At 61.7% G+C, this 25,962-nt stretch carries 30 protein-coding genes and 1 tRNA gene; 7 read left to right on the forward strand and 24 right to left on the reverse strand.

The genetic code is table 11. The features are described from left to right. Positions 1–25: 25 nt before the first annotated feature. The 11 genes from trpA to HF955_RS05280 form a co-directional block, all read right to left on the reverse strand. Positions 26–853 (reverse strand): tryptophan synthase subunit alpha, encoded by an 828-nt coding sequence (gene trpA / locus HF955_RS05230; RefSeq protein ID WP_291078485.1) that lies wholly within the window; start codon positions 851–853, stop codon positions 26–28. After that, positions 853–1,173, reverse strand: coding sequence for a divalent-cation tolerance protein CutA (cutA, locus tag HF955_RS05235; RefSeq protein WP_291078487.1), 321 nt, complete (start codon positions 1,171–1,173; stop codon positions 853–855). Before cutA ends, trpA begins: the two co-directional genes overlap by 1 nt. A gap of 47 nt (positions 1,174–1,220) precedes the next feature. Beyond that, positions 1,221–1,625 carry a VOC family protein gene (locus HF955_RS05240; protein WP_291078488.1) on the reverse strand — a complete coding sequence of 135 codons (405 nt, stop codon included), beginning with the start codon at positions 1,623–1,625 and terminating at the stop codon, positions 1,221–1,223. Then, entirely contained in the window at positions 1,622–2,017 is a 396-nt protein-coding gene (locus tag HF955_RS05245; RefSeq protein ID WP_291078490.1) for a hypothetical protein, read from the reverse strand. The genes HF955_RS05240 and HF955_RS05245 overlap by 4 nt, the downstream gene beginning before the upstream one ends. Then, positions 2,014–3,225 (reverse strand): tryptophan synthase subunit beta, encoded by a 1,212-nt coding sequence (gene trpB / locus HF955_RS05250; RefSeq protein ID WP_291079301.1) that lies wholly within the window; start codon positions 3,223–3,225, stop codon positions 2,014–2,016. The genes HF955_RS05245 and trpB overlap by 4 nt, the downstream gene beginning before the upstream one ends. 89 nt (positions 3,226–3,314) lie before the next feature. Then, positions 3,315–3,698: a nuclear transport factor 2 family protein gene (locus tag HF955_RS05255; protein WP_253065519.1), complete on the reverse strand. Its 384-nt coding sequence runs from the start codon at positions 3,696–3,698 to the stop codon at positions 3,315–3,317. Between the two features lie 62 nt (positions 3,699–3,760). Continuing rightward, positions 3,761–4,390: a phosphoribosylanthranilate isomerase gene (locus tag HF955_RS05260; protein ID WP_291078492.1), complete on the reverse strand. Its 630-nt coding sequence runs from the start codon at positions 4,388–4,390 to the stop codon at positions 3,761–3,763. A gap of 38 nt (positions 4,391–4,428) precedes the next feature. Further along, positions 4,429–4,947, reverse strand: coding sequence for a DUF11 domain-containing protein (locus tag HF955_RS05265; RefSeq protein ID WP_027839785.1), 519 nt, complete (start codon positions 4,945–4,947; stop codon positions 4,429–4,431). A 136-nt stretch (positions 4,948–5,083) separates the two neighbouring features. Further along, positions 5,084–5,587 carry a TerB family tellurite resistance protein gene (locus HF955_RS05270; RefSeq protein WP_027839784.1) on the reverse strand — a complete coding sequence of 168 codons (504 nt, stop codon included), beginning with the start codon at positions 5,585–5,587 and terminating at the stop codon, positions 5,084–5,086. 45 nt (positions 5,588–5,632) lie between these two features. Further along, the gene (locus HF955_RS05275; RefSeq protein WP_291078496.1) at positions 5,633–6,202 is read right to left on the reverse strand and encodes a hypothetical protein; all 570 of its coding nucleotides are present in this window, start codon (positions 6,200–6,202) and stop codon (positions 5,633–5,635) included. A 79-nt stretch (positions 6,203–6,281) separates the two neighbouring features. Next, positions 6,282–8,114 (reverse strand): hypothetical protein, encoded by a 1,833-nt coding sequence (locus tag HF955_RS05280; protein ID WP_291078498.1) that lies wholly within the window; start codon positions 8,112–8,114, stop codon positions 6,282–6,284. A gap of 544 nt (positions 8,115–8,658) precedes the next feature. On the opposite strand from HF955_RS05280, the gene HF955_RS05285 reads away from it, so the two are divergent. After that, on the forward strand, positions 8,659–9,084 hold the full coding sequence (locus HF955_RS05285; RefSeq protein WP_291078500.1) for an SH3 domain-containing protein: 426 nt from the start codon (positions 8,659–8,661) through the stop codon (positions 9,082–9,084). A gap of 7 nt (positions 9,085–9,091) precedes the next feature. Here the strand turns inward: HF955_RS05285 and HF955_RS05290 are convergent, their stop codons facing one another. Beyond that, positions 9,092–10,963: a DUF3604 domain-containing protein gene (locus HF955_RS05290; RefSeq protein ID WP_291078502.1), complete on the reverse strand. Its 1,872-nt coding sequence runs from the start codon at positions 10,961–10,963 to the stop codon at positions 9,092–9,094. A 154-nt stretch (positions 10,964–11,117) separates the two neighbouring features. Continuing rightward, positions 11,118–11,207 (reverse strand) — tRNA-Ser (locus HF955_RS05295). 107 nt (positions 11,208–11,314) lie between these two features. Between HF955_RS05295 and msrA the strand changes: the two genes are divergently transcribed. Next, positions 11,315–11,971 carry a peptide-methionine (S)-S-oxide reductase MsrA gene (msrA, locus tag HF955_RS05300; RefSeq protein ID WP_291078504.1) on the forward strand — a complete coding sequence of 219 codons (657 nt, stop codon included), beginning with the start codon at positions 11,315–11,317 and terminating at the stop codon, positions 11,969–11,971. Between the two features lie 16 nt (positions 11,972–11,987). Here msrA and HF955_RS05305 read toward each other — a convergent pair whose 3' ends face one another. Continuing rightward, a complete protein-coding gene (locus tag HF955_RS05305; RefSeq protein ID WP_291078506.1) occupies positions 11,988–13,052 on the reverse strand; it encodes a hypothetical protein in 1,065 nt (354 codons plus the stop codon). Positions 13,053–13,178: 126 nt separating this feature from the next. On the opposite strand from HF955_RS05305, the gene gluQRS reads away from it, so the two are divergent. The 5 genes from gluQRS (at position 13,179) to HF955_RS05330 (ending at position 18,103) form a co-directional block, all read left to right on the forward strand. After that, on the forward strand, positions 13,179–14,033 hold the full coding sequence (gene gluQRS, locus HF955_RS05310; protein WP_291078508.1) for a tRNA glutamyl-Q(34) synthetase GluQRS: 855 nt from the start codon (positions 13,179–13,181) through the stop codon (positions 14,031–14,033). Next, complete coding sequence (locus tag HF955_RS05315) at positions 14,030–14,932, forward strand: DMT family transporter (protein ID WP_291078509.1); 903 nt, start codon at positions 14,030–14,032, stop codon at positions 14,930–14,932. The genes gluQRS and HF955_RS05315 overlap by 4 nt, the downstream gene beginning before the upstream one ends. Before the next feature lie 65 nt (positions 14,933–14,997). Next, positions 14,998–16,560: an alkaline phosphatase gene (locus tag HF955_RS05320; protein ID WP_291078511.1), complete on the forward strand. Its 1,563-nt coding sequence runs from the start codon at positions 14,998–15,000 to the stop codon at positions 16,558–16,560. 107 nt (positions 16,561–16,667) lie between these two features. Next, complete coding sequence (locus HF955_RS05325) at positions 16,668–17,768, forward strand: Zn-dependent alcohol dehydrogenase (RefSeq protein WP_027839773.1); 1,101 nt, start codon at positions 16,668–16,670, stop codon at positions 17,766–17,768. Positions 17,769–17,857: 89 nt separating this feature from the next. Next, complete coding sequence (locus HF955_RS05330; RefSeq protein WP_291078514.1) at positions 17,858–18,103, forward strand: hypothetical protein; 246 nt, start codon at positions 17,858–17,860, stop codon at positions 18,101–18,103. On the opposite strand, the gene HF955_RS05335 is transcribed toward HF955_RS05330, so the two are convergent. The 10 genes from HF955_RS05335 to rpmH all read right to left on the reverse strand — a co-directional run bounded on the left by HF955_RS05335 (position 18,100) and on the right by rpmH (position 25,827). Further along, on the reverse strand, positions 18,100–18,594 hold the full coding sequence (locus HF955_RS05335) for an SRPBCC family protein (RefSeq protein ID WP_027839771.1): 495 nt from the start codon (positions 18,592–18,594) through the stop codon (positions 18,100–18,102). The two genes, HF955_RS05330 and HF955_RS05335, sit on opposite strands and share 4 nt — an antisense overlap. A 101-nt stretch (positions 18,595–18,695) precedes the next feature. Further along, positions 18,696–19,523: a 2,3,4,5-tetrahydropyridine-2,6-dicarboxylate N-succinyltransferase gene (gene dapD, locus HF955_RS05340; RefSeq protein ID WP_291078516.1), complete on the reverse strand. Its 828-nt coding sequence runs from the start codon at positions 19,521–19,523 to the stop codon at positions 18,696–18,698. After that, positions 19,516–20,289 (reverse strand): pyrimidine 5'-nucleotidase, encoded by a 774-nt coding sequence (locus tag HF955_RS05345; protein ID WP_291078518.1) that lies wholly within the window; start codon positions 20,287–20,289, stop codon positions 19,516–19,518. Before HF955_RS05345 ends, dapD begins: the two co-directional genes overlap by 8 nt. Continuing rightward, positions 20,286–21,320, reverse strand: a complete 1,035-nt coding sequence (locus tag HF955_RS05350) for a DUF1036 domain-containing protein (RefSeq protein ID WP_291078520.1) — start codon at positions 21,318–21,320, stop codon at positions 20,286–20,288. The genes HF955_RS05345 and HF955_RS05350 overlap by 4 nt, the downstream gene beginning before the upstream one ends. After that, entirely contained in the window at positions 21,295–22,191 is an 897-nt protein-coding gene (gene argB / locus HF955_RS05355) for an acetylglutamate kinase (protein ID WP_027839767.1), read from the reverse strand. Before argB ends, HF955_RS05350 begins: the two co-directional genes overlap by 26 nt. Before the next feature lie 45 nt (positions 22,192–22,236). After that, the gene (locus HF955_RS05360) at positions 22,237–22,698 is read right to left on the reverse strand and encodes a GNAT family N-acetyltransferase (protein WP_291078523.1); all 462 of its coding nucleotides are present in this window, start codon (positions 22,696–22,698) and stop codon (positions 22,237–22,239) included. A 56-nt stretch (positions 22,699–22,754) separates the two neighbouring features. Continuing rightward, complete coding sequence (gene yihA, locus HF955_RS05365; RefSeq protein ID WP_291078525.1) at positions 22,755–23,396, reverse strand: ribosome biogenesis GTP-binding protein YihA/YsxC; 642 nt, start codon at positions 23,394–23,396, stop codon at positions 22,755–22,757. A gap of 4 nt (positions 23,397–23,400) precedes the next feature. Continuing rightward, on the reverse strand, positions 23,401–25,227 hold the full coding sequence (yidC, locus tag HF955_RS05370) for a membrane protein insertase YidC (RefSeq protein WP_291078527.1): 1,827 nt from the start codon (positions 25,225–25,227) through the stop codon (positions 23,401–23,403). 53 nt (positions 25,228–25,280) lie between these two features. Beyond that, a complete protein-coding gene (gene rnpA, locus HF955_RS05375; RefSeq protein WP_291078528.1) occupies positions 25,281–25,649 on the reverse strand; it encodes a ribonuclease P protein component in 369 nt (122 codons plus the stop codon). A 43-nt stretch (positions 25,650–25,692) separates the two neighbouring features. Then, complete coding sequence (rpmH, locus tag HF955_RS05380) at positions 25,693–25,827, reverse strand: 50S ribosomal protein L34 (protein ID WP_027839762.1); 135 nt, start codon at positions 25,825–25,827, stop codon at positions 25,693–25,695. Positions 25,828–25,962: the final 135 nt, after the last annotated feature.

The raw sequence follows: 25,962 nt of genomic DNA on the forward strand, positions 1-25,962 counted from the left end.
GAACCTCCTCGGCGGCAATCAACACTTACGGCTTGGCGATCGTTCTGATCGCCGCGCTCAACTCCTTCGCCAGATCACCCATTCCCCGCGGTGCCCCGGCAAAATCCCCCGATTCGTGGGCCTTTTCCGCATGGTCCACGAAAGCGGAGCCTACGACAACCCCGTCGGCAATTTTAGCCATTTCTGCAGCTTGAACGCCAGTTTTGACGCCAAAACCAACACAGACCGGCAGCCCTGAAACGCGTTTGGCCATTTCAATGTTCCCGGCAATCGCCTGGGGATCAGCGCTTCCGGCCCCTGTAACGCCCGTCACCGCGACGAAATACAGGAAGCCGCTGGCCCCTTCTGCCACTTTTTGCATCCGTGTCTCATGGGTCGTCGGCGTGGCCAGCCGGATGACGGACAGGTCATAGGGCGCATAGGCTTCGCGCAACTCGCCATCTTCTTCCGGTGGCAGATCGACGATGATCGTCCCGTCCACGCCCGCCTCATGGGCGGCCCGCGCAAATGCACCATAGCCCATGCGAAACACCGGATTGGCATAACCCATGATGATGACCGGAGTGGTCTGGTCATCTGCGCGGAACCGTGCCGCCAGCGCCAGCGTGTCGGTCAGGGTCGTCTTGTTGGCCAGCGCCCTGAGCCCCGCCTTCTGGATGGAGGCCCCATCGGCCATCGGGTCCGTGAAGGGCGCGCCCAGTTCGATGATGTCAGCGCCATTGTCGCGTAGGGCGCACATGGCGGCATAGCTGGTGTCCAGGTCCGGATCACCGGCCATCAGATAGGAAACGAGAACAGCGCGGGACTCGCCGCGCGCCTTGGCGAAAGTGTCTGTAATGCGGGAAACTGGCATCAGGTGTCCGTATTTTCGTGAACCCATGCCTCATAAGGCGCATTTGCCTGAATGCAAGGCAGCGCAACCATGGCGGGCACATCATAGGGGTGGTGGGTCAGGACCAGCGCCTCAATCCGGTCCCAGTTGGCCTGCGGGGCTTTCAACCAGAGCACAAACTCGAACGCCTGCTCCACCACATTCTTCCAGCGATAGGTGGAAGAGACCGGGCCTTCCAGATTGGCGCAGGCCGCCAGCCTGTGCTCGATGGCCGCATCGCCGATCTCCTCGGCCACGCGGCGGGACGGGCAGGTAATGCGAATGAGGAGAAGGTCTGTCACAATGGCCTCGTCGATAGAGTGTCGGATTGCCCGCAAGGGAGCATCTTCTAGCCGGTGCGTCCATCCGGTTCATGGCAGACAATGCAAATCTTGTTGCCATCCAGGTCGCGGAAATAGGCGCCATAGTAATGGGCGTGATAGTGCGGCCGAAGGCTGGGCGCGCCTTCATCGATGCCGCCTGCGGACAGGGCACACGCATGAGCGATGTCGACGCTCTGGCGGTCAGGCGCCAGCAGGGCCAGCATCTGGCCATTGCCCGGCGCATGCGGCGCACCGTTGAACGGCCGGGCCAGCGCCACGAGGGGCCGGTCATCGCCGGGCCGGCGCCACATGATGAAGGGATCGGATCGTTCGAACGGAACGCGCGGATAGCCGAGCACCGTCATGACCGGCTCGTAGAATTCCGCAGCGCGCGCCAGATCGTTCGTGCCAAGTGTGACATGGGAGATCATTGGGTGTCTTCCGCGGCCTGTGCGGCAAGTGCCAGCGGATCGCATTGTCCGATCTGCACTGCCGCCATCGGCACAGCCGACAGGGACCTGCCTTCATAGGGGATCCCGATACCCGCAAGGTCTTCCCAGCCAATACAGTCTTGGCCATCATCATCGCCAACCGGGGCATGTGTCCGGCCGCATATGCCGGTATCGGTCCATTCGGCATCCCGCACAAAGGCCGTGCGCGCATCGGCGAAGCAGAGCGCTGTACTGTGCGCAACCAAAGGAATCCGGTCGCCATTCTGCGCCGCCTCGAAATTCTCCCGCGAGAGCGGAACATAATTGTACTTCGTGGTCGGAACGCAGGCCGAGGCCAGCATCAACACGCCAAGGGCGAGAACAAGTCTCACATTTCCACTCCGAGCGCCTTCGCAACCGAAAAGACATCCTTGTCGCCCCGCCCACACATGTTGAGGATCAGCAGGCCGTCCTTGCCAAGTTCTGCCGCGACCTCTCCGACGCGGGCAAGCGCATGGGAGGGCTCCAGCGCCGGGATGATGCCTTCGAGCCGCGTACACAGCTGGAAGGCCTTCAATGCCTCGTCATCCGTGCACGACAGATATTCGGCCCGGCCGGTATCGCGCAGGAAGGCATGTTCCGGCCCGATACCGGGATAGTCCAATCCGGCGGAAATGGAATGCGCGTCGATGATTTGGCCGTCACCAGTCTGCAGCAGATAGGTCTTGTTGCCGTGCAGGATACCGGGCTGTCCGCCATTGAGCGCTGCGGCATGCTCACCAGTCTCGATGCCATGTCCGGCCGCTTCAATGCCAATCAGCCGCACGCCCTCATCCTCGAGGAAGGGATGGAACAGGCCGATGGCGTTCGATCCCCCGCCGATACAGGCCATAACGGCGTCCGGAAGGCGGCCTTCGCGCTCCAGGATCTGGGCCCGTGCCTCCCGGCCAATCACGCTCTGGAAATCCCGCACCAGTTCCGGATACGGATGTGGTCCGGCTGCTGTGCCGATGCAGTAGAACGTATTGTCGACATTGGTGACCCAGTCACGCAAGGCCTCGTTCATGGCATCCTTCAGCGTGCCCGTGCCGGAGGACACCGGCACGATCTCGGCGCCGAGCAACTTCATCCGGAAGACGTTCGGTTTCTGACGCTCGACATCGGTCTCGCCCATGAAGACCACACAATCCAGCCCGAAGCGCGCGCAGATCGTGGCGGTGGCAACACCATGCTGGCCTGCACCGGTTTCGGCAATGATGCGCGTCTTGCCCATCCGCCGGGCCAGCAGGACCTGGCCGAGGCAATTGTTGATCTTGTGTGCACCGGTATGGTTGAGCTCGTCACGCTTGAAATAGATCTTCGCGCCGTCGAAATGCTCGGTCAGGCGTTCCGCAAAATAGAGCGGGGATGGCCGGCCCACATAATGGGCCCACAGGTCATCCATCTCGGCCTTGAATGCCGGATCCTGCTTCGCCTTGCGATATTCGGCCTCCAGATCGAGGATCAGCGGCATCAGCGTTTCGGCAACATACCGTCCGCCAAACTCGCCAAACCGGCCATTTGCGTCCGGCCATTGGTCCCAAGTGTTCCGCAAATCCATCGTATCCAGCTTTCCTTGCACGTTCGGCCCGTATTTAGACCGAAGGCAGGGCGAAGGAAAGCGCGGCGATGTGCCCGGCCACGCCTCACTCAGCCGGTTGCCGGATAGAAGAATTCCTCGCGAACGATCTTGCCATCCTGAACGGTGTAAACGCCAACTTCCCGCATTTGCGAGCGTTCGCCGGACTCCCGGTTCGTGACATCCATGTCAAAGACCAGGGAAAACCGGTCCTCTCCGAACAGGAAGGGGCCTTCGGCGCTGACCGCATGAACCTCATGCGCGCCATACCACCACTCATGCTTGCCGCGAATGCCGGCCAGCCCCTGCGTCTCGCGGCCTGCCTCGCCCATCGGCAGGGCTTCGACCGACACGCACGCCTCATCATAAAGCGTGTCGAGCGCTTCCGCCTCGCGGCCGGAATTGCAGCATTCGGCCAAGCGTCTGGCCGTTTCCATCAAGTGTTGTGCAAACATGTTCAGATCCCTCCATTCCTGACGGCATCTTATCATAGAACAAAAACGGAACAATATCTAACTTATGACGCTTTTGCGGCGGTCAGAAAGGCCTCAACCAGGGTCCGGTCTTTCAAGCCCCGCAGGCGCTCGACACCCGAAGACACATCGACGGCCGGTGCACCGGTCAACCGGATCGCTTCGGCAACATTGTCCGGCGTCAGCCCTCCCGCCAGCAACCAGGGCCGCGGCGACGTCCAGTTCTTCAGCAGACCCCAGTCAAAGGCCAGGCCGTGCCCTCCGGTCCGCACAGCGCCGGGCGGTGGCTTTGCGTCCACCAGCAACCGGTCCGCGGCTTCATAGCTCCCGGCGCGGACCAGGTCTTCCGTCTCCGCAATGCCGACCGCCTTCCAGATTTCGAGACCCGTGCGCCGTTTGATCTCGGTAACCCGGTCGGGCGATTCGCTGCCATGCAATTGCAGGACGGGAAAACCGAGCGCGGCAATCCGGTCGATCTGCGCATCATGCGGGTCGACCAGCAGGGCCACCGGCACGGCATGGCCCACCTGCATCAGCAGGCTGGCAGCTGCAGCTTCGGTCACATGGCGGGGACTGGCCTGCGCAAAGACAAATCCGATCCAGTCGGCTCCGGCCTGCGCCGCGTGGCGCACAAGGTCGGGATCGGTGAGGCCGCATATCTTGACTTGGGTCATGGCGCAGGCGTTACGCCAGAGCACCCCGCCAGGTCAATTCACGGACGGATGGTCGGTCCGCCTTCTTTCAGGACACCCGCGAAGAAGATCTTTCCGGAATCCTTCGGACCGATCTCGCGATTGAAGGTCCAGCGCATGTGCGTGATGGCATCCGGCATCGTTACACGCACCGGATCAATTTCATCGAGCCCGGTCTCGGAGATCAGCTTGTCGCGCGGAATGTATGTCTCTCCGCCGTCGAGCGAGAAGTCGACGGAGGCCTGATCATACTCCGCCACGGCAGATTGTTCGAGCAGGCTGACATCTTCCGGGACCGGAAGGGTCAGAACAACATCCTTGGCCGGGGCTTCGCCCGGATTGGAATAGGTTACCGAATAGAACAATTGCTCGCCCGGCTTCACTTCGTCCGCAGGCAGCAGTTCCATTTCCACGCCGCCCTCTTCATCCTCGATGACGATAACGCGTTCGACCTGTTGTTCGACGACGAGGTCCTGGGCGATGGCCGGGACTCCGAACAGGAGCGTTCCGGCAAGAAAGACAGCTGGGCGCGACAGCATGGCAATGATCCTTGGCAGAGACGGTGAATATGTGCCGCCAAGAATTGACCCAATTAGTTAATGTTTGCTCAAAATCCATAAAGGATTTGCAGCCAATTACATCAGATATTGCCAAGACATGAATACCGTCGGCAGGTCAGAAGCGGTTCTTCTGCGACATCACCCATGTCACTGTCCGCGCCTCGTCCCGGTCGAGATTCAGTGTCAGGATCAGCTTTTCCAGAAAGTCTGCTTCCGCCGCCACCAGCACACCATCGGCAAGCGAGATATCCAGGCAGTGCGCGAACACGGCCAGATGCATGTCGCGTGGCAGGGCCTCGCACACTTCCCCCAGCCAGTCTGGCCGATCAGCCCGGCGCTTGAGCACGATCTGGTTCATCTGGGCCAACTCATTCTCGTCCAGATGTTTCAGCGTGCGCGACCGGTGGGCCAGTGCCCGAATCTCTTCCTGCTCCTGCGCTGCGACAGTTCCGTCCGCATAGGCGGCCGACAGGATCAGGCAGAGAAACGCCTCAGGGATGGACCAGTCATTCTGGTGGTCCGGAAACTCCGAGACCAGTTCCCGAAGATTGAAATCGGGCTTGCGTTCCGCCCGTATCGCATCGAACAAGGCTCTCGAATTCTGAACTTCTTCGCCCATTGGCGTTCACTCCTGCTTGTACATCCTGTTCCTGCCCATGACCGGTCAGTCCGGTCGGACGCGCGCCGGCGCGGGTGGCCAGGCTTCCACCGCCGCCTTCTGCGCTGCCAATTTGTCGCGACGTGCCGAGAGCGCACTGACCACATCGTCCAGCCATTCGACCTCATCCGGCATCTGCTTCAGACTGGCCGGCGCATTGGCCCGGCTGGGCTGTGCCAGAAGCGCATCGATGTCTGCCTCCAGAGCATCTGACCTTGCCTGCAGCGCAATGATGCTTTGGAAGTCTGCATAGCTGTCGAGCGTCTCGGCCTGGGCAGCAATCGTTTCGTCCTTCTTCGTGATGACGGCTTCCAGCGCGGTAACCTTTTTCATTTCGGCGGCAAGATCCGCCTCGGCTGCGGCCACCGCCTGATTTGCATTGCCATACATCATGATCAGGGCCACAGATCCGGCTGCGATGATGCCGGCAAGGAAGATGGCCATGACGAGCAATCTGGCCTGACCGCCTTTCGCTGCTCGAACCTGTTCCGACAATTCCCGCATGTCATCATGTGTCGGCACGGGCCGGAACACCTGCTGATTGCCATTGTCTGTCTGGACCGTTGGGACACTCATTGCCAATTTCCCTTTCTGTTCGCCTGACCGGGAACAATCGCCGCAAGCCGGACAGGATACTGCCTGATGCACTCACCGATCATGAGCATTTCAATACTCCGTAGACGCCAAAAAAGGCTTCCATGTCCTTCCAGACCGGATCCTGCGGACCCAGTTCGATCTGCCGGGTGCAGCGGTCGATCAGGATCTTCCCCTGCCCGAGCCGATGCTCCAGATCGACGGGCACCGAAAGGTCATCGAATGGAACCGTCCGTCCCTGGCCATTGCCTGTGGCCAGCCGGGCCAGCCCCCGGTCAAACGCCGCTTCGGCGGCACGCAGGGTTTCCCGCCAGCGGGACTGGGATTCCAGGCTGTAGGCGCTGACATCCTGCAGCTGTGCCTGTTTCAACAAATACATGCCGCGCAGCAATCCGGCTTCCGCGGTGCCTTCATCGGGGCAGCGCATCAGGCTCTCGCCGGACTTGACCGGCCGCCCCCCCACCACGATGTGCGCGAGGCAGTCCTGCCGAACATAGCTCCATCTGCCGGCGTTCAGGGCGATGGCACGGTCAGCATGGGACACAGCACGCGCCTGCCATCCGGATTTGCGCATCACAAATTCCGCAACGCTGATCATGTAGTGCGCCTCGGCTGCCTCGGTGGCCGACAGCTTGCCAACCACCGGCACCAGCCGCGCATATGCCGCCTCCGGCTTGCCATCCCGAAACTCTCTCAGGCCGATTTCGAAGGCGACCTGCGGGGCAGCGTCGGGGTCCTGCGAGACTTCCTTCAGCAGGGCCAGGGCCGCCGTCTCGTTCCCCATACGGTCCAGTATACCAACCAGCGCCAGGCTGACCTCGGTCTTCCGTGCCCCGGAAAGATTGGGCAGTGCCGCCTGATAGGCCTCGACCGATTGCTCGTACTGGCGGGCTGAGCCGGCCGCTTCTGCCAGTTTCACATACCGGCCCGGCGTCGGCACGAGGGTGACCGCCTGGCGGAACGCATCTGCGGCGCTCGCATGCATGGCAAGCCGCGCCTCGGATCCCGGGGATCCAAGTTCAACGGCCAGCGCCGACCGGCTCATGCCGAGACGATCATGATCCTCCGCTCTCTGAACAGAGCCTGCCGCCCCGTCCAGTTCAATCACCCGCTGATAGGCGGCAATGGCCTGTTCCAGATAACTCGCCCGCCCGCCGGGCTGCGCGGCCGCCAGCCGCTCATAGACTTCACCCATGCCCCGCAGCGCCGGCACTTGATACCGTGCCGAGTTGGCCGCAGCCTTGTAGCTCGATATGGCGCCAAATCCCATATCGACCGACGGCGCAGCACTGGCAGACATTGCCGTTCGGATCCGTTCCGCACGATCGAAGGCGATATCGGCGAGCTTGTCCTCAGCCTCCAAGGCCTGCGCCGGGCAAAGTTTCGCCACTCGGGTCAGGTCTTCAACATATTGATGTTCCCGGTCCCTCCCGAGCGCGACATTCACCCGCCAGCGCGTATCCAGAACGCGGCAACCAAGCTCCTTCGAGACCGGATCACTGGCTGTGACCAGAGCCGGCGCCTCTATTGGCTGCAGGATCCGGGAGGCTTCGGTCAGGCAGGCCGTCGCGCCTCCACAGCCAGCGGCACTGGACGGAATCGAGGCGAGGCCCCGCAGCGCCGTGGCACGCTCCAACTGTCGGCGGATGACAAATGCCCGATTGTGCGCCGATTTCAGATCGATCTGGGTATCACGCTGATTGGCCACAGAACTGTCCAATTGGTCGAGGGCCGACTGGTAGCAGGCGGACGCCGTTGCGCAGATCGCAGACCCTTCGGCCGTTTCGGCGATTGCGTTGAGGGCGGCCGCCGCGTTGAAAGCGGCATTCGCCCGGTCAATGCCGCTGCGCGCGGGGTTGCCGGCCGCGCTGTCGCCGCCGCAGAGATCAGCCATCCGGGTAGCTCCGGTTTTCGGAACAGCCACCGTCCGGTCGAAACAATCGGGCAAACCGGTCCAGGCCTGAAGGGCGGGAGCCGGTCCGGATGTGTCAGGTGCCGAGGCGCATGCCGATACGAGTGCGAATACAGCCGCAAGGCATGGCGCAAGCCCGGACTGCGCGCGTCGCCAGGGAATCACCTTCATTGCCATCCTCACCCCCGGGACCTGTGTCCCGTCCTTTCCGAGCCTATCAAAAAGGTGGCCCGTTTTTGCGTCCATGCGTAATTAACCATATTTTTGAGGAAAAATCGCCTGGAATTCCGAAGGTCCCAAACGATGATCGGCTGTTTACCGCCATGACAACTCCGGTCCTGTTGCGCCTGCTGCAGCCGGCCACAAAAGTTTAGCCTTCGGCCACATTCCTGCCCGTCATGTTGCAAGCCGACACCAGTTTCCGGCCCGATGACACAGGCTCGGCAAACCTGTCAGGCAGACAGGAGCTGTCCGCGCCCGGTCAACACCGCCGGACGCTGAAAATGCCACGCACAGGAGACTTCCCATGACTCAATTCCGGTTCCGATCCATTCTTGCCATCGGCCTCATTGCCGGTTCGGTCCTGTCCGGCCCGGTCGCAGCCGCGCAATCGCCCCAGCCAGTCCCGCGCTATGTGAAGGCCGAGGCGGTCAATGTCCGCGGCGGACCGGGGATCAGCAATGGTGTGGTCACCGTGCTTCAACTCGGTTCGGAGGTTTCGGTCTATGTCTCCCGGGGTGACTGGGCCCGCATTTCACCGCCCGGACAGCCCGAGAAATGGATCTATGCTCCGCTCCTCCAGGACACGCGCCCACCAGCTGTGAAAGCCTCGCACAAGACGGTCGCCAAACCCGACCGGAAAAATCAACCGGCGCCCAGTACGCCGTCGCCAAAGGCTTCCAAGCAGCCCGATCCGCATGGAGAAAGAAAGGACCCGTCTCCGGCGCGTTAGACAAGCTTCAAGGGCGAACGGGTTCGTACCAGATTGGGGAACTCCAGGCCCGTTCCTGGATCGTCCTATGCAAGGTCGGATTGGGCGGCGTGCCGTTCCGGATCGCGTCCCAAGTCGACCAGCGACAGGTAGGGTTCTCCAATATACGCACATAATAGAAGGCGCGCTGATCCGGCTTGAAGGTCGGATCTTGCCAGAGCGTGCGTAACGCTACATCCCCCTTGAACGGCGTGGGCTGACACGTGGCCAAATCTACAGTTGCCGCATTGTCGGGACAGCGGAAGGTCTCGGGATCGACCATACCTCCATCCGAGCAGGCGACGTCAAAGACCTGTTCGCGCGAGTGTCCGTCCTCGACCCATCCCTTGACGATCTGAGCCCGCTGAAGGAAGGCCGAGGACGGGTCCCGCAGGCTCCAGACGAAGAATGCGGGGACCTTGCCCGGCATGTGGACCAGATCCCCGCCCATGGGAACGCCGCGCGCATCCAGGAGGTCAATCCTGTCCGGCACCGCGCCGGTTTCGTCTGCCAGGTCATATCCGGCGAAAAAGCGTACCTGGATCCGGGGACCCGTCGTCGCGAAAGTTTCCTTGCGCCGCAGGGCACGGAAGATCGCGTCGCGCGTGTTGGACTCCGCCCATACACCCACAAGGCCGGCTGAACTCCAGGATTGGTAGGGTTTGACCGCTTCGCGTGAATTCGGCGTGCCGTCCGGCCAGGTGTTCGCATGATCCGGCGGCACCGAGCTGCGCAATTCCGCCGTGCCGTCGACGACACCCGCCTTGGAGAAGTAATTGGCTTCTTCCACCGAACCCGGCGCGCTGTTGTGCGTGTCCGAAGAGCCAACAAAGCCGAACCGGAAAGGATTGAACCCCTCCGTTTCCTGCAGGACCAGCCCGTCTTTCAGGGCCTCGCGCACATAGCTGCCGTGGAAATTCGTGACATCGCCGTTCGACCCCACCCGCTTTTCCATCAGTTCGAAATCGGCCCATTCATCATTCGGCGACAGGATGGGGTGGGTGTCGGACGTTCCCTTCACCTGGGTGATCTCGACCAGGGGCTCATTGCGCATGCGCAGGGCGGCATACTCGGCCGTCATCGGCTCATCATTGCGCCGTTTCAGTTCGAACATGATGCCGTCCGAACCATTCGAATTGTGCGGAATGGCCAGCGCGTCCGCACCGGCATCTCGCCAAGCCTCCATCTTGCGCCAGAGGTCTTCCGGGTCTTCGGAATCGAGCGCTGCAAATGGAAACTCCGGCACGATGGCGGACCGGAACAGGACGTTCCTGTGCAGGTTCAGCCCGCCGGGCTCGGACGTGAACTCATAGCCGACAAAGGTCGTGAATTCTCCCGGCTGATTATAGCGCTCGGCCGCCTCCTGCACGAGTGTCCAGGCCCGGTCTACCACGTCGGGGGCCATGAACCCGTCCGGCATGTCCTTGGCGCGATAGCGGGCCAGAACCCGAAAGAATGCCGCATTGGCTTCTGCCGGATCCTGACTGAAGAGGCCAGCCGCCAGAGGATCCTTCGAAAGCCGACGGGCCGGATCATTGGCCTCGCGCATGGCCCCGAGATACTCGGCATGATCGGTCACGGCCACAAAGTCGAGCGGCGGACCCGCAAGCCGCACGGACATGCCATTGGCATGGGTGATCGTCTCCCCGCGCGCGAACCGGTAGGCATCCTCCGGCAGGGTCCGCACATTGCCGAGATAGGCATCGAAGGACAGGCCCGTATGGACATGGAGATCCCCGAAATAGGCATTTCGTTCGGGATTAGACGGGGCATCAGGTTCGCTCGCACCCTGAACCTCAATCCCGCCCGGATTCTGCAGGCCAGGTTCGGCGCCTCCGCATGCTGTCAGTGCGAGAAACATCGCCTGACCGGCACACCATACCGTACAGCCAAAACGGGACGAAAATCCAATCCTTATCATGCCGCAAACCTACCGGCGCGTCAGCGTGCATGTCTGTGCACGCGGCGCCCTTCGATTTGACGAGAGTCACGACTGTCTTCGGAAAGAACTGAGCTGGCGGTGAGACAGGGATTCGAACCCTGGAGACTATTGCTAGCCTACACACTTTCCAGGCGTGCGCCTTCGACCACTCGGCCACCTCACCGTGCTCAGCAGAGGGGAGCCAATAACCGAACCCCTGCAAGATCGCAAGACTGTGATTGCCGTTCCTGACAGCCGATCCCATATGGGCAGCAATACAGGAGTTCCACCATGCTGTTCTCGAAGAAGCCACTCGCCCTGCCCGATGCCGACAGCGCCCTGCCCGGCCGGTCTGCCTCCATCCCGACCGCACAGACCCATTATGTGTTCGGACGTGACCTGCAAGGGCCCGTGCCGCAGGGATTCGAGACAGCCGTGTTCGGGCTCGGTTGCTTCTGGGGAGCCGAACGCATCTTCTGGCAGCAGGACGGTGTCTGGCTGACCCGTGTCGGCTATGCGGGCGGGATCACGCCGAACCCGACCTATGAGGAGGTGTGTTCCGGCGGGACCGGCCATACCGAGATCGTGGAAGTTGTTTTCGACCCGGCCGTGATCAGTTTTGCCGATCTCGTGAAACTGTTTCTGGAGAGCCATGATCCGACCCAGGGCATGCGGCAGGGAAATGACATCGGCACGCAATACCGCTCTGCCATCTATACCCGCTCAGATGCCCAGGCCGCCACGGCCCGTGAAATGGTTGCGGCCTATGAGACCGCGCTTGCGCAGAATGGACATGCGAGCCAGATCACGACAGAAATTGCACCATTGGATACGGTCTATCTGGCCGAGGACTATCACCAGCAATACCTGGCCAAGAATCCGAATGGCTATTGCGGCATTGGGGGGACGGGCGTGTCCTGCCCCATCGGACTGGGCGTGACATCCTGACGGCGGGCGAGCCTGCCTAGCTGCCGAAATTGACTGCGAAACGCTTGCGCGTCTCCAACAGGTTCTGCGCCTTGTACATGGCGTCGGACGCCGCTTGTGCCCGCTTGATCGTCGGATCGGCCTGAAGCGCCTCGATCACCTTTGACAGGTGCGACACGGCCTCTTCCACGGTCTTGCGGTCGAATTGTTTCGTGGCGCGTGCGAGCAGTGCCCGGCCAAGGTCCATATGCGCCTGGACGGCGCGGGCCGGGTCACCGTCCGGACGAATGTCCTGAAGGTGCAGGCGACGCAGCGCGACCACCTGTTCCAGCACTTCCAGATCGCCGGACTGTTCAGCCACATGGACCGAGGATGCACAGAAATCGGATTCGAGGCGGCTGCGCAATTCCAGTGAAAGGGCCGGAACATCTTCCAGCAATTCAGCGAGCGCCAGGGAGAGAAGCTTCATCTTCTCCGGTCGGAAGGATTGCGGATTTGCCAGGGCTGGCTGCAACTCCCGGGCTAGAAGATAGGCAGCGACACCGGGCATCCGTCCCCCAAGCTCGGCTTTTCTGGATGGCAGGCGCAGGCTGAAGGCACGAGCTTCCGCGGCAGTCAGGCCACCTCCCCGGCTGAGACCATGGATCACGAAACCGTCCGGTCGACCCGTGCGGTCGGCCCACAGGATCATGTCGGCATTTGACACTTCGAGCCGCTTGCGTGCCCGCTGGAGGGCGCGGGTCTCCATGCCACCACGGATCGTACCTGTGCGAAACAGTTTCAGCGGGGCGCCGAAATTGAACTCGGAGAGATGGGCCTCGAGCGCCGACAGCAGCCACTTCCAGGCCCAGCCGCCGCCCCGCCCCGCTGGTCTGGCCACCAGCACGCGATAGCCGGGCGACTTGTCGTTGCGCGCGGCGCGGGCCCCGGAGGCATTCCGCACAGTCTTCACAAATGATCCGATCAGGCTCAACAACACTGCCGCCAGCACCAGCAGCAGAACAATCAGCATGACAAAGCCGAACGTGGCGAGGTCCGGCGCCCCCGCGACGTTCGATTCGATCCAGCGTTCGGCCGTTGCGATCCAGGCTTCCACGGGCATTCAGGCAGACCTCCAGTCCGCCCTTGCGATACGGTCCCTGCCTTTTGCTTGCAACAGCTAAACGCTGTTCAGAGCCCTGCGTGAATGGTTAGATCACGCAACAGGCGAAGGGATCAGGGAGGCCGGATGGGCGCCGGGAAGTTTGTCACACGGTTCGCGCCGTCACCGACGGGACACCTGCATCTGGGCCATGCCTGTTCCGCCTTTCACGTCTGGGACACGGCGCGCACGCATGAGGGTACGGTGCTGCTGCGCATCGAGGACATTGACCAGAAGCGGTGCCGCCCGGAATACGAGACTTCCATTGTGGAGGACCTTGCCTGGTTGGGTCTCGACTGGCGCCCCCCCCTTCGCCGGCAATCTGAGCATTTCGCGGAGTATGAGGCGGCACTCGACTCCCTGCGTGCGCGCGGACTGGTGTATCGCTGTTTCAAGACCCGGCGCGAGATCGCGGCCGCCCTGCCCGCAGGAGCCAGTCCGGATACGGCTGGCTTCACCAGCCGCCCCCTGCCCCCCTCCCGTGAACAGGAATTGCTGGACCGGGGGCAGGCCTTTGCCTGGCGCTTGTCGCTTGCCGAGGCCCGGTCGCAACTTGGCGCACGCTATGACCGGCTCGGCTATGCTGTGTTCGGTCGGGATGGCGAACGCTTCACCCTGGCTGACCCTGCGCCGTTCGGAGATGTGGTGCTGGCCCGCAAGGACACGCCGACCAGCTATCATCTGGCCTGCTGCCATGATGACGCGTTGCAGGGCGTGACGCATGTCATTCGCGGCGAAGACATCAGGGACATGACGGCCATCCATGTTCTGCTGCAGGCATTGATGGATTGGCCTCAGCCCCTTTATGCCTTTCATCCGCTCGTTTTGGGGGCAGATGGCAAGAAATTGTCCAAACGGGCCGGGGATCGGGGATTGCGCGTCTGGCGCGAAGACGGCAAGACGCCGGAAGACATTCGCGCCATGACAGGCTTTCTTCCATGACATCATCCGATATTTCACTGCCGGCCCGCCGGGAATGGCTCGGCGTGCTGATGCTGGCCGGCGGCGCGGTCGCCATCGGTTTTGCTCCGATCGGCCTGCGTCTCGGCCTCGACGATCTGGGTCCGCAGGCGATCGCCTTCTGGCGCTACACATTTGCATTGCCGGTACTGACCGCGCTGGTCCTGCTGGTCGAGCGCCGGGCACCCCGCAAGCCCAACATCTATGTCATTCTGGCAGGCATCTGCTTTGCCGTGGACATCGGCTTCTGGCACTGGGCTCTGACCCTGACCAGCGTATCGAATGCCACGTTTATCGTGAATCTCGGCAATGTCTGTGTCGGATTCCTGGCTTGGCTGTTCCTGAAGGAACGCCCTGCGCCCATCTGGTTCTTTGCCGTTCTTCTCGCCATCGGCGGCGCCTCTGCCCTGTCACTGGGTGGCACCGCGGAGGGTGGCGCCAGCTTCGCCGGAGACCAGATCGCCATCGTGGCCGCCATCAGCGTGTCAGGCTATTTCCTCTGTTCGAAACTGGCGCGGCGCACGCTGAACGGTCTTGAGACCCTGTTCTGGCTGACGCTTGTGGAAGTCATTGTCGGCGCGGGCATGGTTATGGCCTTCGGGGAATCCTTCCTGCCGGAGGATCTGTCCGGATTTGCCGTGCCGCTCTTCCTTGGCATCGTGATCCATGTTGTCGGCCAGGGCCTGATCATTACCGGCCTTGGCAGCACGCCCACTTCGATTGCGGGCGTGATCATCCTGATCCAGCCGGTCATGGCCGCTGCGATTTCGTGGCAATTGTTCAATGAACCGCTGACCACCCTGCAGGCTGCGGGCGGCATGCTGATCCTTGTGGCGGTCTGGCTGGCCCAGCGGGGCCACAAGGTGGAGCCGATCGACTGACTGAAGCACCAGTGTCACGAACACAGTCTATGCCGCCCCGAGACCAGAACTTCCGGAGATTTTCCATGCGTGTTCCTGCCATATCGTTCGTTTCGCTGGTGATGCTTGCTGCCACAGCTTGTTCTGCGCCATCCGACATGGCGGATGCGCAGGACGATGCTCCGGCCCGCACGGCCGTGACGCCGATCCAGTCCGAGGATACCTATTACAGATCGGCCGCAAGTGCGGTGGACACCCGGGTCCGCCAGCGCGGCGTGACCCCCGCAAAAAATGTCATCCTGTTCGTGGGTGACGGCATGAGCATTCCAACCATCACGGCCGCCCGCATCTATGCCGGCCAGAAGCGCGGCCTTGATGGCGAATCCTATCGGCTTACGATGGAAACCCTGCCGTCCATGGCCCTGTCCAAGACCTACAGCCATGATTTTCAGGTGGCCGATTCCGCCTCCACCGCCACGGCCATGGTGACCGGATCGAAAACCAATTCCCGCATGCTGGGTGTGTTGCAGGGCGCCCGCTTCAACAATTGCGCCAGCATTGACGGCAACACGGCCGACACGCTGTTCGAACTGGCTGAACGGGCCGGTCTCGCCACCGGTATCGTCTCGACCGCGCGTCTTACCCATGCCACGCCCGCATCCACTTTCGCAAAGTCCCCAAGCCGCGACTGGGAAGACGATGCCAATCTCAAGGATGGCGACGCCGGGGCCTGCAAGGATATTGCCCGCCAGTTCATCGAATGGCCTGAAGGTGACGGCTTCGAAATCGCCATGGGCGGTGGTCGTGCAAGCTTTACTCCCACGAGCCAGACCGATGTCGAAGACGGGAACCGCACCGGCAACCGCGAAGACGGCCGCGACCTGACCGCGGAATGGTCGGACATGTCCGATCAGCATGTCTATCTCTCCGACAAGGCCGGCTTCGACGCCGTGGACTTCAACACCGACATTCGGGTGCTTGGCCTGTTTGAACCGTCCCACATGAAATTTGCCATCGACCGCGCCGAAGACGCCGCAGGCGAACCCTCGCTGATCGATCTGACCCGGGCGGCCATCACACGCCTGTCGCGCAATGAAGACGGCTTTGTGCTGATGGTTGAAGGTGGCCGCATCGATCATGGCCATCATGGCGTCAGCGCCATCCGGGCCCTGGATGAGACCGACGAGTTCGACCAGGCTGTCGCCGCCGCGCTGGAAATGACGAATGCCGATGAAACCCTGATCATCGTCACTGCCGACCATTCCCATACGATGACGATTTCCGGCTATCCGAAACGCGGCAATCCGATCCTCGGCAAGGTCGTCAGCGGGCTGGAGAACGCGCCAATGAACGCGCAGGATGGAAAACCCTATACCACGCTGTCCTATGCCAGCGGCATGACCGCCTGCCGCCTTGCAGACGGCCAGCAGGATTGTGTGCGTGAAGACCTGTCCGAGGTCGACACGACCGACAAGGATTTCCAGCAACCCTCACTCGTCTTCATGTGGTCGGAGACGCATGGTGGAGACGATGTGGCCATCTTCGCCACAGGCCCCGGTTCGGAACTGGTGTCCGGCGTGATGGAGCAGAACGAGATCTTCCACGTCATGGGCCGGGCGTCCGGCCTCGTCGCGGCCCCGGCCGAGTAGGCTGCCGTCGCGTCGGGCCTGTTCAGAAGGGGCTTTCTGGGGAACACTTCCGGTTCACCGGTCATTTGCGCCACAAAGAGCGTGGAGGCCGGCCAGAGGAGGAACCCATGAAGGCTGCTGTCATGCGCGCACCAAATGCGCCGCTATCCATCGAGGACGTCACCATTTCCAAACCCGGCCCGCGCGAAGTGCTGGTCAGGTTGAAAGCCGTTGGCGTCTGTCATTCGGACGTGCATTTCTGGGACGGGAATTTCCCGGCCGAACTGCCGGTCATACTCGGCCATGAGAGCGCAGGCGTGGTCGAGGAAGTCGGTTCCATGGTCTCTGCGGTGAAGCCGGGCGATCACGTCATCTCCATCCTGTCGCCCTTTTGCGGTACGTGCGAGTATTGCCTGACGGGCCACATGTCTGTTTGCCATACGGTGAACCGGGACCAGTTCCAGCGCCAGCCGACCGAGGCCCCTCGCCTTTCAATCAAGGGCGAGAAGGTTGGCCAATTCCTGAACCTGTCCTCTTTCGCCGAACAGATTCTGGTGCACGAGAATGCGCTCTGCGCGGTCGACAAGGACATGCCAATGGACAAGGCCTGCCTGATCGGCTGCGGCGTGATCACCGGCGTCGGTTCGGTTTTCCATTCGGCCAAGGTGGAGCCCGGATCGACCGTAGCGGTGCTAGGCTGCGGAGGCGTGGGCCTTGCTGCGATCAATGGCGCAGCAATCGCCGGAGCCAGCCGCATCATCGCGGTGGACCTGTCTGACGAGAAACTCCAGATGGCGGTCCGTTTCGGAGCAACAGATACGGTCAATCCCGGCAAGGTGGACGCCATTGAAGCCGTCAAGGAGCTGACACATGGCGGCGTCCATTATTCGTTTGAATGCGTCGGTCTGAAACAGACAGCGGAACAGGCCTATCACATGTTGCGCCCGCGCGGCGTCGCCACGGTGATCGGCATGATCACGCCGGGAGTGAACATCGAAGTGCCCGGTATCGAATTGCTGGTCACGGAGAAACGCCTGCAAGGTGCGGTCATGGGCTCCAACCGGTTCCGGGTGGACTTCCCGCGCCTGATCGACCTCTACAAGCAGGGCAAGCTGCACCTTGACGATCTTGTCTCTGACCGGATCGGTTTGGATGGCATTACGGGCGCCCTGCAAAACCTGAAGGACAACAAGGGGTCGGTCGCCCGACAGGTCGTCGTGTTCGACTAGCTGCGCCCTACGCGTCGGAACCACTGCACGTTTTCGACATTTCCTCTCCAGCCGGACAGACTCATTCCACCCCGGCTGGAGGCACGACAATGCTCGAATCGCTCGAATGGATCGCCATGGGCACAGGAATATGTGCCGCCATCATGATCTCGGCGGATCTCGGCCGGAAGATCACGGGCACGGCCTTTGTGATCTTCGCCATATCGTCAACAGCCTGGGTGGCCATTGGAGTCGCCGAGAACGAGCCGCCCCTGCTCTACCAGAATCTCGTCCTGACCGTGATCAATTGTATCGGCATCTATCGCTGGCTGATCCTGAAAAAGGAGTCCGGCTAGACCCCAAATCGGGCCGGATTGTCCCGGATCAGGGCTTCGAGTTTCGGCATGCCCTCCCGGATTCCCTTCGCCAACTGGTTCGACACAATCCCGCCGAGGACCAGCGGCGCGCTGGCCTTGCCGGCCCAGTGGAGTTCACAGCCGCCATCCGTCTCGATGACGCGATAGTCCTCGATCGCCGCTGAAACCGGCAGTGTGGACTTGTCGAAATAGAAGGCCATCCGCTTGCCGTCTTCCCATGCGAAGAAAACTTCCTCCACGCGCTGGTCTCCGATCTCGACAGTGCGCGTCGTGCCGACGCCGAACGGCTCCGGGCTGGTCCAGATTACCTTCGTGATGGGCAGCCACTCCGTCCACGCATCGGCGTCCAGCAGCGCCGCCCAGACGGCACTGGCCGGAAACGGAAACGCATGCGATGCGCGGAGCTTCGGCTTGACGGTCGAGAGATAGTCCTCTCCCACCGCCTTGTGTTGCTTGACTGCCTTGGCCATCGGGCCCTCCCCTGTCTTCATTTGTGTTTGAGACAGGATGAGAGGGATGAAGCGCCTGTGTCAAACCGTGCCGCCACGGCACAGCTCAACAAACGGCACGCCTAGTCGCGCAGCAATTCATTGACACCGGTCTTGGACCGGGTCTGGGCGTCGACCGTCTTGACGATCACAGCGCAGGCGAGGCTTGGGCCCCCATTCTTGTCGGGCAGTGTGCCCGGTACGACCACAGAGTAAGGCGGCACCTTGCCATAGGTGACCTCGCCGGTCTGGCGGTTCACGATCTTGGTCGACTGGGTAATGAAAACACCCATCGCAATCACCGAGCCTTCGCCGACCACAACGCCCTCGACCACTTCGGAACGGGCGCCGATGAAGCAATTGTCCTCAATGATCGTCGGATTGGCCTGCAAGGGTTCGAGCACACCGCCAATGCCCGTGCCGGCCGAGATGTGACAGTTCGCGCCAACTTGGGCGCAGGAGCCGACCGAAGCCCAGGTGTCGATCATCGTGCCTTCACCGACATAGGCACCGATATTGACATAGGACGGCATCAGGACAGCGTTTCTGGCAATGTATGCGCCCCGACGGACAGCGGCAGGCGGCACGGCCCGGAACCCGGCTGCTTCAAAATCCGAACTGCCCCACCCTTGAAACTTGGAAGGCACCTTGTCCCACCAGTTCCCGCCGCCCGGCACGCCGGAAATCATGCCGTTGGCGTTCAGGCGGAAAGAGAGCAGCACGGCTTTCTTCAACCATTGGTGCACTTCCCAGGTCCCGTCGCCATTCGGGCTGGCCACGCGCGCTTCCCCGGAATCGAGCAGGTCAATGGCGGCCTCGACCGCTTCGCGCACTTCGCCCCGCGTTTCGGTGGTCAGCGTATCGCGCGTCTCCCACGCCTGTTCAATCGCATTGGCAAGGGCTTCAGTCATCGGTGTCTCCGGGGGCAGGTTTCGGCAGGGTTTCAAGCGCGGCCTCCAGAAAGGCCGCAAGGTCGCCCGTCACATAGTCGATGTGGTCCGGCCCGTCATCCCCCAACAGGTCCTGCAGGTTTGCGGGGCGGGCCTCGACCGGTTCATGGCTCCAATCCTTCTCGGAATGGACCAGCACCGTGGTGAACCCCATCTCCTTGGCCGGCAGAAGGTTGCGCGCAAGATCTTCGAAGAAAATGGCCTGGCCAGGACGGACCGCATGCAGGTCGCAGAAGCGGTCATAGGAGACCTTGTGCGGCTTTGGCGTGTAGTCGGCATCCTCGATGCCGAAACTGCCATGGAACAGGTCTTCCAGCTGCATTTTCTCGACCACTCGTTCCGCGTGGCGGCGCGACCCGTTCGTGTAGACGAATTTCCGGCCCGGCAGGGCACGGATCGCCTCGCGCAGGACAGGCAGGTCTGGCAGCGGGGACAGGTCGATGTCGTGTACATGATGCAGGAAGTCTGCCGGATCGATCTGATGAACCTGCATCAGGCCGGACAGTGTCGTTCCATAGGTGGCATAATAATCCTTCTGAACCTTGCGTGCTTCGACAGGATGCAGGTCCAGAACGCGGGACACGAACTCGGTCATCCGCACATCGATCTGGGCAAACAGGTCGCATTCGGCCGGGTAAAGCGTGTTGTCGAGATCGAACACCCAATCGGTCAGATGACCGAACTTTCCGAATGGCGCGAGATGGATTCCCGCCCTGTTGTCGGTCATTGGCCGCCCGCCTTGGCGAAATCCCGCTCAAAGAACTCAAACACGAGCCGCTGGTCCACCGGTTCCGGTGCGGCCGCGAACAGCGCTGTGCGATAGGCAGAGGCCTCGCAATCGTCCCGGCCCACAATGGCGAATTTGGCGCGGCCAACGCAGAACGGGTCGGACGCCTTGGACAGGGTACGGATCCGCGTGCCGTCCTCCATTTCGCCATAGACATAGTGCTCGGTGCCGCGCAGCGCCTTGTCGATCACGCGCGCGCAGCCACCGGCTTCCAGCATCCACCAGCCCCGGCTCTCCCAGCCTTCCGTCCCCCGCCGGCCGATCGCGCTCCAGATCCGCTTGTCGGTGCGGTTGCACAGGGTGAACCCGACAGTCCGGCCCGTCTCCTTGGCCACTTGTTCCAGAAAGTCGATCAGATCGGCGTCAGACGTGGAATCCGGAAGATTGTTGTCTTCCAGAAACTTGCCGATGGCGGCCCGGGTCTTGTAGCCGATCCGGCCGTCAATCGCGCCGGACACAACACCCGCTTCCTCCAGCAGGCGCTGGATGCCGGCAGCCTGCGCCGTGGCGCGGTCATAATTCTCGATCTCGGTAAAGGTCGTCGTCCAGCGCGAGCGGCTCTTGATCTCGACGGGACGGAAGCCGCGCGCCTCCAAACCCATGGCCGTGCAGTTCGGAGGGCTTTCGAGCGAGAATCCGCCCGTCGGGTCCACACACAATTCACGGGCCCCGCCCCATTCGCGCAACCCGCCACGATGCGCCGTGGATGTACGGCCATAGATGTAGTGGTATTTGGGGTCGAGCGGCGCACGCACGGCGACCTGACAGGCGCCGGGCTGCAGCTTGATCCAGCCATCCACAGTGACCGAACCGCCGACCGGGCGTCCGATGGCGGACTCGATTATGTAGCTGGTCTCGTTGCACAGTTTCCAGCCATCGCCGGATGCGCCCTGAGCCTGCGCAAGAGACGGAATTGCGGCCATCGCTGCGAGGGTCAGAAGGCCTTTAAGAAATAAGCGTACCTGCGCCATGTTCTGTAAATAGCTCCATGAGCAGGGCGTGCGGTGCACGCCCATCGAGGATCACTGCCGCCCCGACGCCATGTTTTACGGATTGGGCTGCGGTTTCAAGCTTCGGTATCATGCCACCTGCAGCTGTCCCGTCCGCAATCAGGCCCGGAATATCGTCGACCTTGATCTCCCGGATCAGGGTTTTCTGCTTGTCCAGCACACCGGCAACATCCGTCAGAAGGAACAGACGGCTGGCGCCCAGCGCTGCCGCCAGGGCGCCAGCAGATGTGTCGGCATTGACATTGTAGCGGTGCCCGTCGGCTCCGACCCCCACCGGCGCAACGACCGGGATCAGTTGGGAATCGGCCTTCAGCAAGGCGTCCAGCACGCTCGTGTCCACCGCGCTCGGCTCGCCGACAAAGCCGAGATCCAGAACCTGTTCGATATGGCTGTCCGGATCGCGTTCCGTCTTCTTGGCCTTTTCGGCCTGGATGAGGTTGCCGTCCGATCCGGACAGGCCCACGGCCTTGCCGCCAGCCTGGTTGATGGCGCGCACGATGGATTTGTTGATCGGACCAGACAGCACCATTTCCACAACTTCCATTGTGGCTTCATCGGTGACGCGCAAGCCGCCCTTGAATTCCGACACGATGCCCAGCCGATCCAGCAGCTTGCCGATCTGTGGCCCGCCGCCGTGCACGATCACAACATTGATCCCGAGAGTCTTCAGCAAGACGACATCGCGCGCAAAGATTGCCGCCAGGCGCTCATCCACCATGGCATGGCCGCCATATTTCACGACAATCGTCTTGCCGGCGTAGCGCTGGATGTAAGGCAGCGCCTCGGAGAGAGTGCGCGCGGTGAATTGCGCGTCGGAGATCTGGTCTGTCATGCGCGCCCCCTTAGCGCGGTTTGACGTCAGGACAAACTGCGAATCCTATAGCGGGCGATGCATGAAGACGCTGTTCGGGTCGAGCGCATAATCGCCGAACGGCCCGCAATACCGGAAGCCATAGGATTCATAGATCCGGCGCGCCGGCAAGAAGCCGACCATGGACCCGGTTTCCAGATACAGGGCCGAGTAGTTCCGCCGCCCGGCTTCCATCATGATGTGCTCCAGCATCCGGCGGCCATACCCCTGTCCGCGAAGGTCCGACTTCGTATGCATGGATTTCACTTCGCCGGTGCCATCCGACAGATCCTTCAAGGCCCCACAGCCAACCAGGCTCCGGTCATCCCACATCGACCACACGGTCACGTCCGGAGACCGCAAGCCTTCCGCCGGCAGGAAGTGGCAGCTTCCGGGCGGTGACAGGGACAGCATCAGATCCGCATGAACCTGTAACAGGGCCAGCATGTCCGGGCTGGAAACATCATCCACCTTGATCTCGATCGGCATAGGGTCATGCGCTCCAAAAAATTCATCCGGCGCGCATGTAATCCCAATTCGATTAACTATTCCAGACTGGCAATCTCGGCCCGCAATTCAGCGATGCCCCACCCCTTTTCAGACGATGTCTGGCGCACGACCGGATGCGCCGCGCCGCGCTTCTTCAGCCTGTCGGCGATCTTTCCGGCCAGTATGTCGACCTCAGCCTTCTTCATCTTGTCGACCTTGGTGAGCACGACCTGATAGGTGACCGCAGCCTTGTCGAGCATGGTCATGACTTCCTCGTCGGTGTCCATCAGTCCGCGCCGTGCATCGACCAGCAGGAACACACGACGCAGCGAGGGACGCCCACGCAGATAGGACCGGGTCAGCCGCATCCAGCCTTCGGCCTGTGTCCGGCTGACCTTAGCATAGCCAAAACCCGGCAGGTCCACGAGGTACATGCGGCCTTCGCCAAGATCGAAATAGTTCAGTTCTCGCGTACGTCCGGGCTCTGCGGACGACCGTGCCAGTTTAGCCCGGTTGGTCAGTGCGTTGATCAGCGAGGACTTGCCGACATTCGACCGCCCGGCAAAGCAGACTTCCGACCGGTCGGACGGCGGCAGGCCCTTCAGGTCCACCACGCCTTTGACGAACTCGACCGGGCCGGCAAACAGGATGCGGCCAGCTTCGAGCGCCTCTTCACTGAAGCCGCCATCCATATCCATCCCGCTAATCCGTCGCTTTCGCCTTGCCGCCGAACAGCCGTTTCACGAACTTGCCGATCTCGGTCTCGACGCCATTCCGGCGCATGATGAAGTATTGCTGCGCGAAGGACAGGATGTTCGACCACACCCAGTACATCACGAGGCCGGCCGCAAATCCGCCGAAGACAAACATGAAAACCAGCGGCATGGCCTGGATGATGCGGCGCTGGGTCGGGTCCGGCGGCGGCGGGCTCAGCGTCTGGATCGCTGCCATGGTCACGCCATACAGGATCGGCAGAATGCCGATACCAATAATAATGCCGAGGATCGGGATGGATTTGATGTCCGCCGCCGACCAGAACGGGATAAGGCCGAACAGGTTGCCAATTGCGGTTGGGTCGGGCGCCGAAAGGTCCTTCAGGAAGCCGAAGGAGGCGTGACGCATCTCGATGGTCACGTAGAGCGTCTTGTAGAGCGCATAGAAAATCGGAATCGTGAACAGGATCGGCAGGCAGCCGCCGACGGGGTTGGCGCCCTCCTGCTTGTAGAGTTTCATGATCTCCTGCTGCTGGCGTTGCGGATCGGCCTTGAAGCGCTCGCGGATCTCCTGCATCGGCTCCTGCAGCTTCTTCATCTTTGCCATCGATTTGTAGCTCTGATTGTAGAGCGGCACGAGCGGCAGCTTGACGAGGACCGTGAACGCCAGGATCGCCCAGCCGAACGACCCCACAATACCGGACAGCCATTCCAGCGCATAGAAGAAGGGCTTGGTCAGGAAGAAGGCCCAGCCCCAGTCGATCGCATCCACCATACGCGGAACGCCGAGATCATTTTGATAGTGTTGCAGCACTTCAAACCGTTTTGCGCCAGCATAGAGGCTGTTGGAAACCGTCTGGCTTTCACCCGGCGCAAGCGTGACCGGAGCGGACTCGGTGCGCACTTCCAGAGGCCCGCCGCGCGACAATTTGCGCTTGTCGACAAGGCCGGCAAAGAACGCGTCCTGCTGTGGCACCAGCGCGCCCAGCCAGTACATGTCGGACAGGCCCCACCAGCCGCCCTGATTTGACGGGAACGTGCCCTCACTGGTCTCGCCCTTGATATCCTTCAACTGGAACAGCGGCTTGTATTTCTTCAGGCGCAACTCGCCATCAACGACCCCCATCAGGCCCATATGCGCGAGGCTGCCTTTGGACGACGAACCGGGGTCCGTCGTTTCAAGGAATTCCTTATAGTCGCCATGACGCTCGATCGAACCGATGGCGCGCACTTCGCGAGACTCTCCGGAATTGTTCGTCACCGTATCGGTGAAGGTGAACAGGTAATCCTCATCAACGGAGATTTCGCGGTCGATGACCAGGCCTTCGGACTCGAGGCGCAGAATGAGCGGGTTGCCGGGCGTCAGTTGCCCTTCCCCGACCTGCGTCCAGTTCGAATTGCGGCCGGCGACGAGTTTCGAGCCATCGGCCCAGTACCAGGTTGCAAAATAGCCGAACTCGGAATTCTCAGGACGGAACAGGCGCACTTCCTGTTTCTTGTCGACGGTCAGGTAATGCTTCTTCAGGCTGAGATCGTCGATCCGCGAACCCGCCAGACGGATCGAACCATCGACGGACGCCGCATCGAAGGGAACGCGCGCATCAACCTGAAGCGCTTCCTGCACCGGCTTGATTTCGGCGATCGCGGGCGCATCGGATGTCACCGTCGGTCCCGTCTGCTGTTCGGCCTCGCGAACGGCCTGATTGGCTTCAAACTCTTCCTGCGCTGGCTTCATGATGAAGGCCTGATAGGCGAATACGAAGGCAATCATGGCGACCATGGCGATCAGAAAATTGCGCTGGTCTTCTTTTTCCATCTGTCGGGATCCCGGCAATCTAGTCAGCGCGCCGGTCTCGGCGGCAGGTGGGGTTAATCAGCGGCGAGGCTTATCAGCGCGCTTTCCATATCGTCAAGCAAACGCGGCCACGCAATGTCAGCGGTTTCCATACGGGCTATGAACACATAATCCCAGCCCGGTTTGCCCAGCTGCGGCAAGAGAACACGCGCTGCCTCCCGCAGGCGCCGCTTGGCCCGATTACGCGTCACCGCATTGCCAATCTTTTTGGTCGCCGTGAAGCCGGCACCGACATGCGCGCCCGGGGCGTCACCCTTGCGCCGGCGGGCCTGCACCAGCAATGCCTTGCGCTTCTCGGTCCTGCCATGGCGGACAAAAACGAATTGAGGCCGTACGCGCAGGCGTACGACCTCAATTTCGGACCTGGATGTCTCGCGCGTCATGGCCCTTGCCGCCTCCGACAGAGACAGCCCCTGGCCTGCCGCCTTAGGCGGACAGCGTCTTGCGGCCCTTGGCGCGGCGACGTGCCAGCACCTTGCGGCCATTCTTGGTCGACATGCGCTCGCGAAAACCGTGCGTACGCTTGCGGCGAAGATTGCTGGGCTGGAATGTGCGTTTCATGTGTCTGCTCTGAAAGCTAAGAATCTCGGAAAGAGGGGCCAATACAGGCAGCACCGCCCCGAAGTCAAGCCGGAGGGGCAGCCGAAACCGAATATATGTGACTCATTCGGCGCTGCACTCTTTACAATCCCGCCC

This window comes from Hyphomonas sp., from assembly GCF_017792385.1.
Classification (GTDB): Bacteria; Pseudomonadota; Alphaproteobacteria; order Caulobacterales; family Hyphomonadaceae; genus Hyphomonas.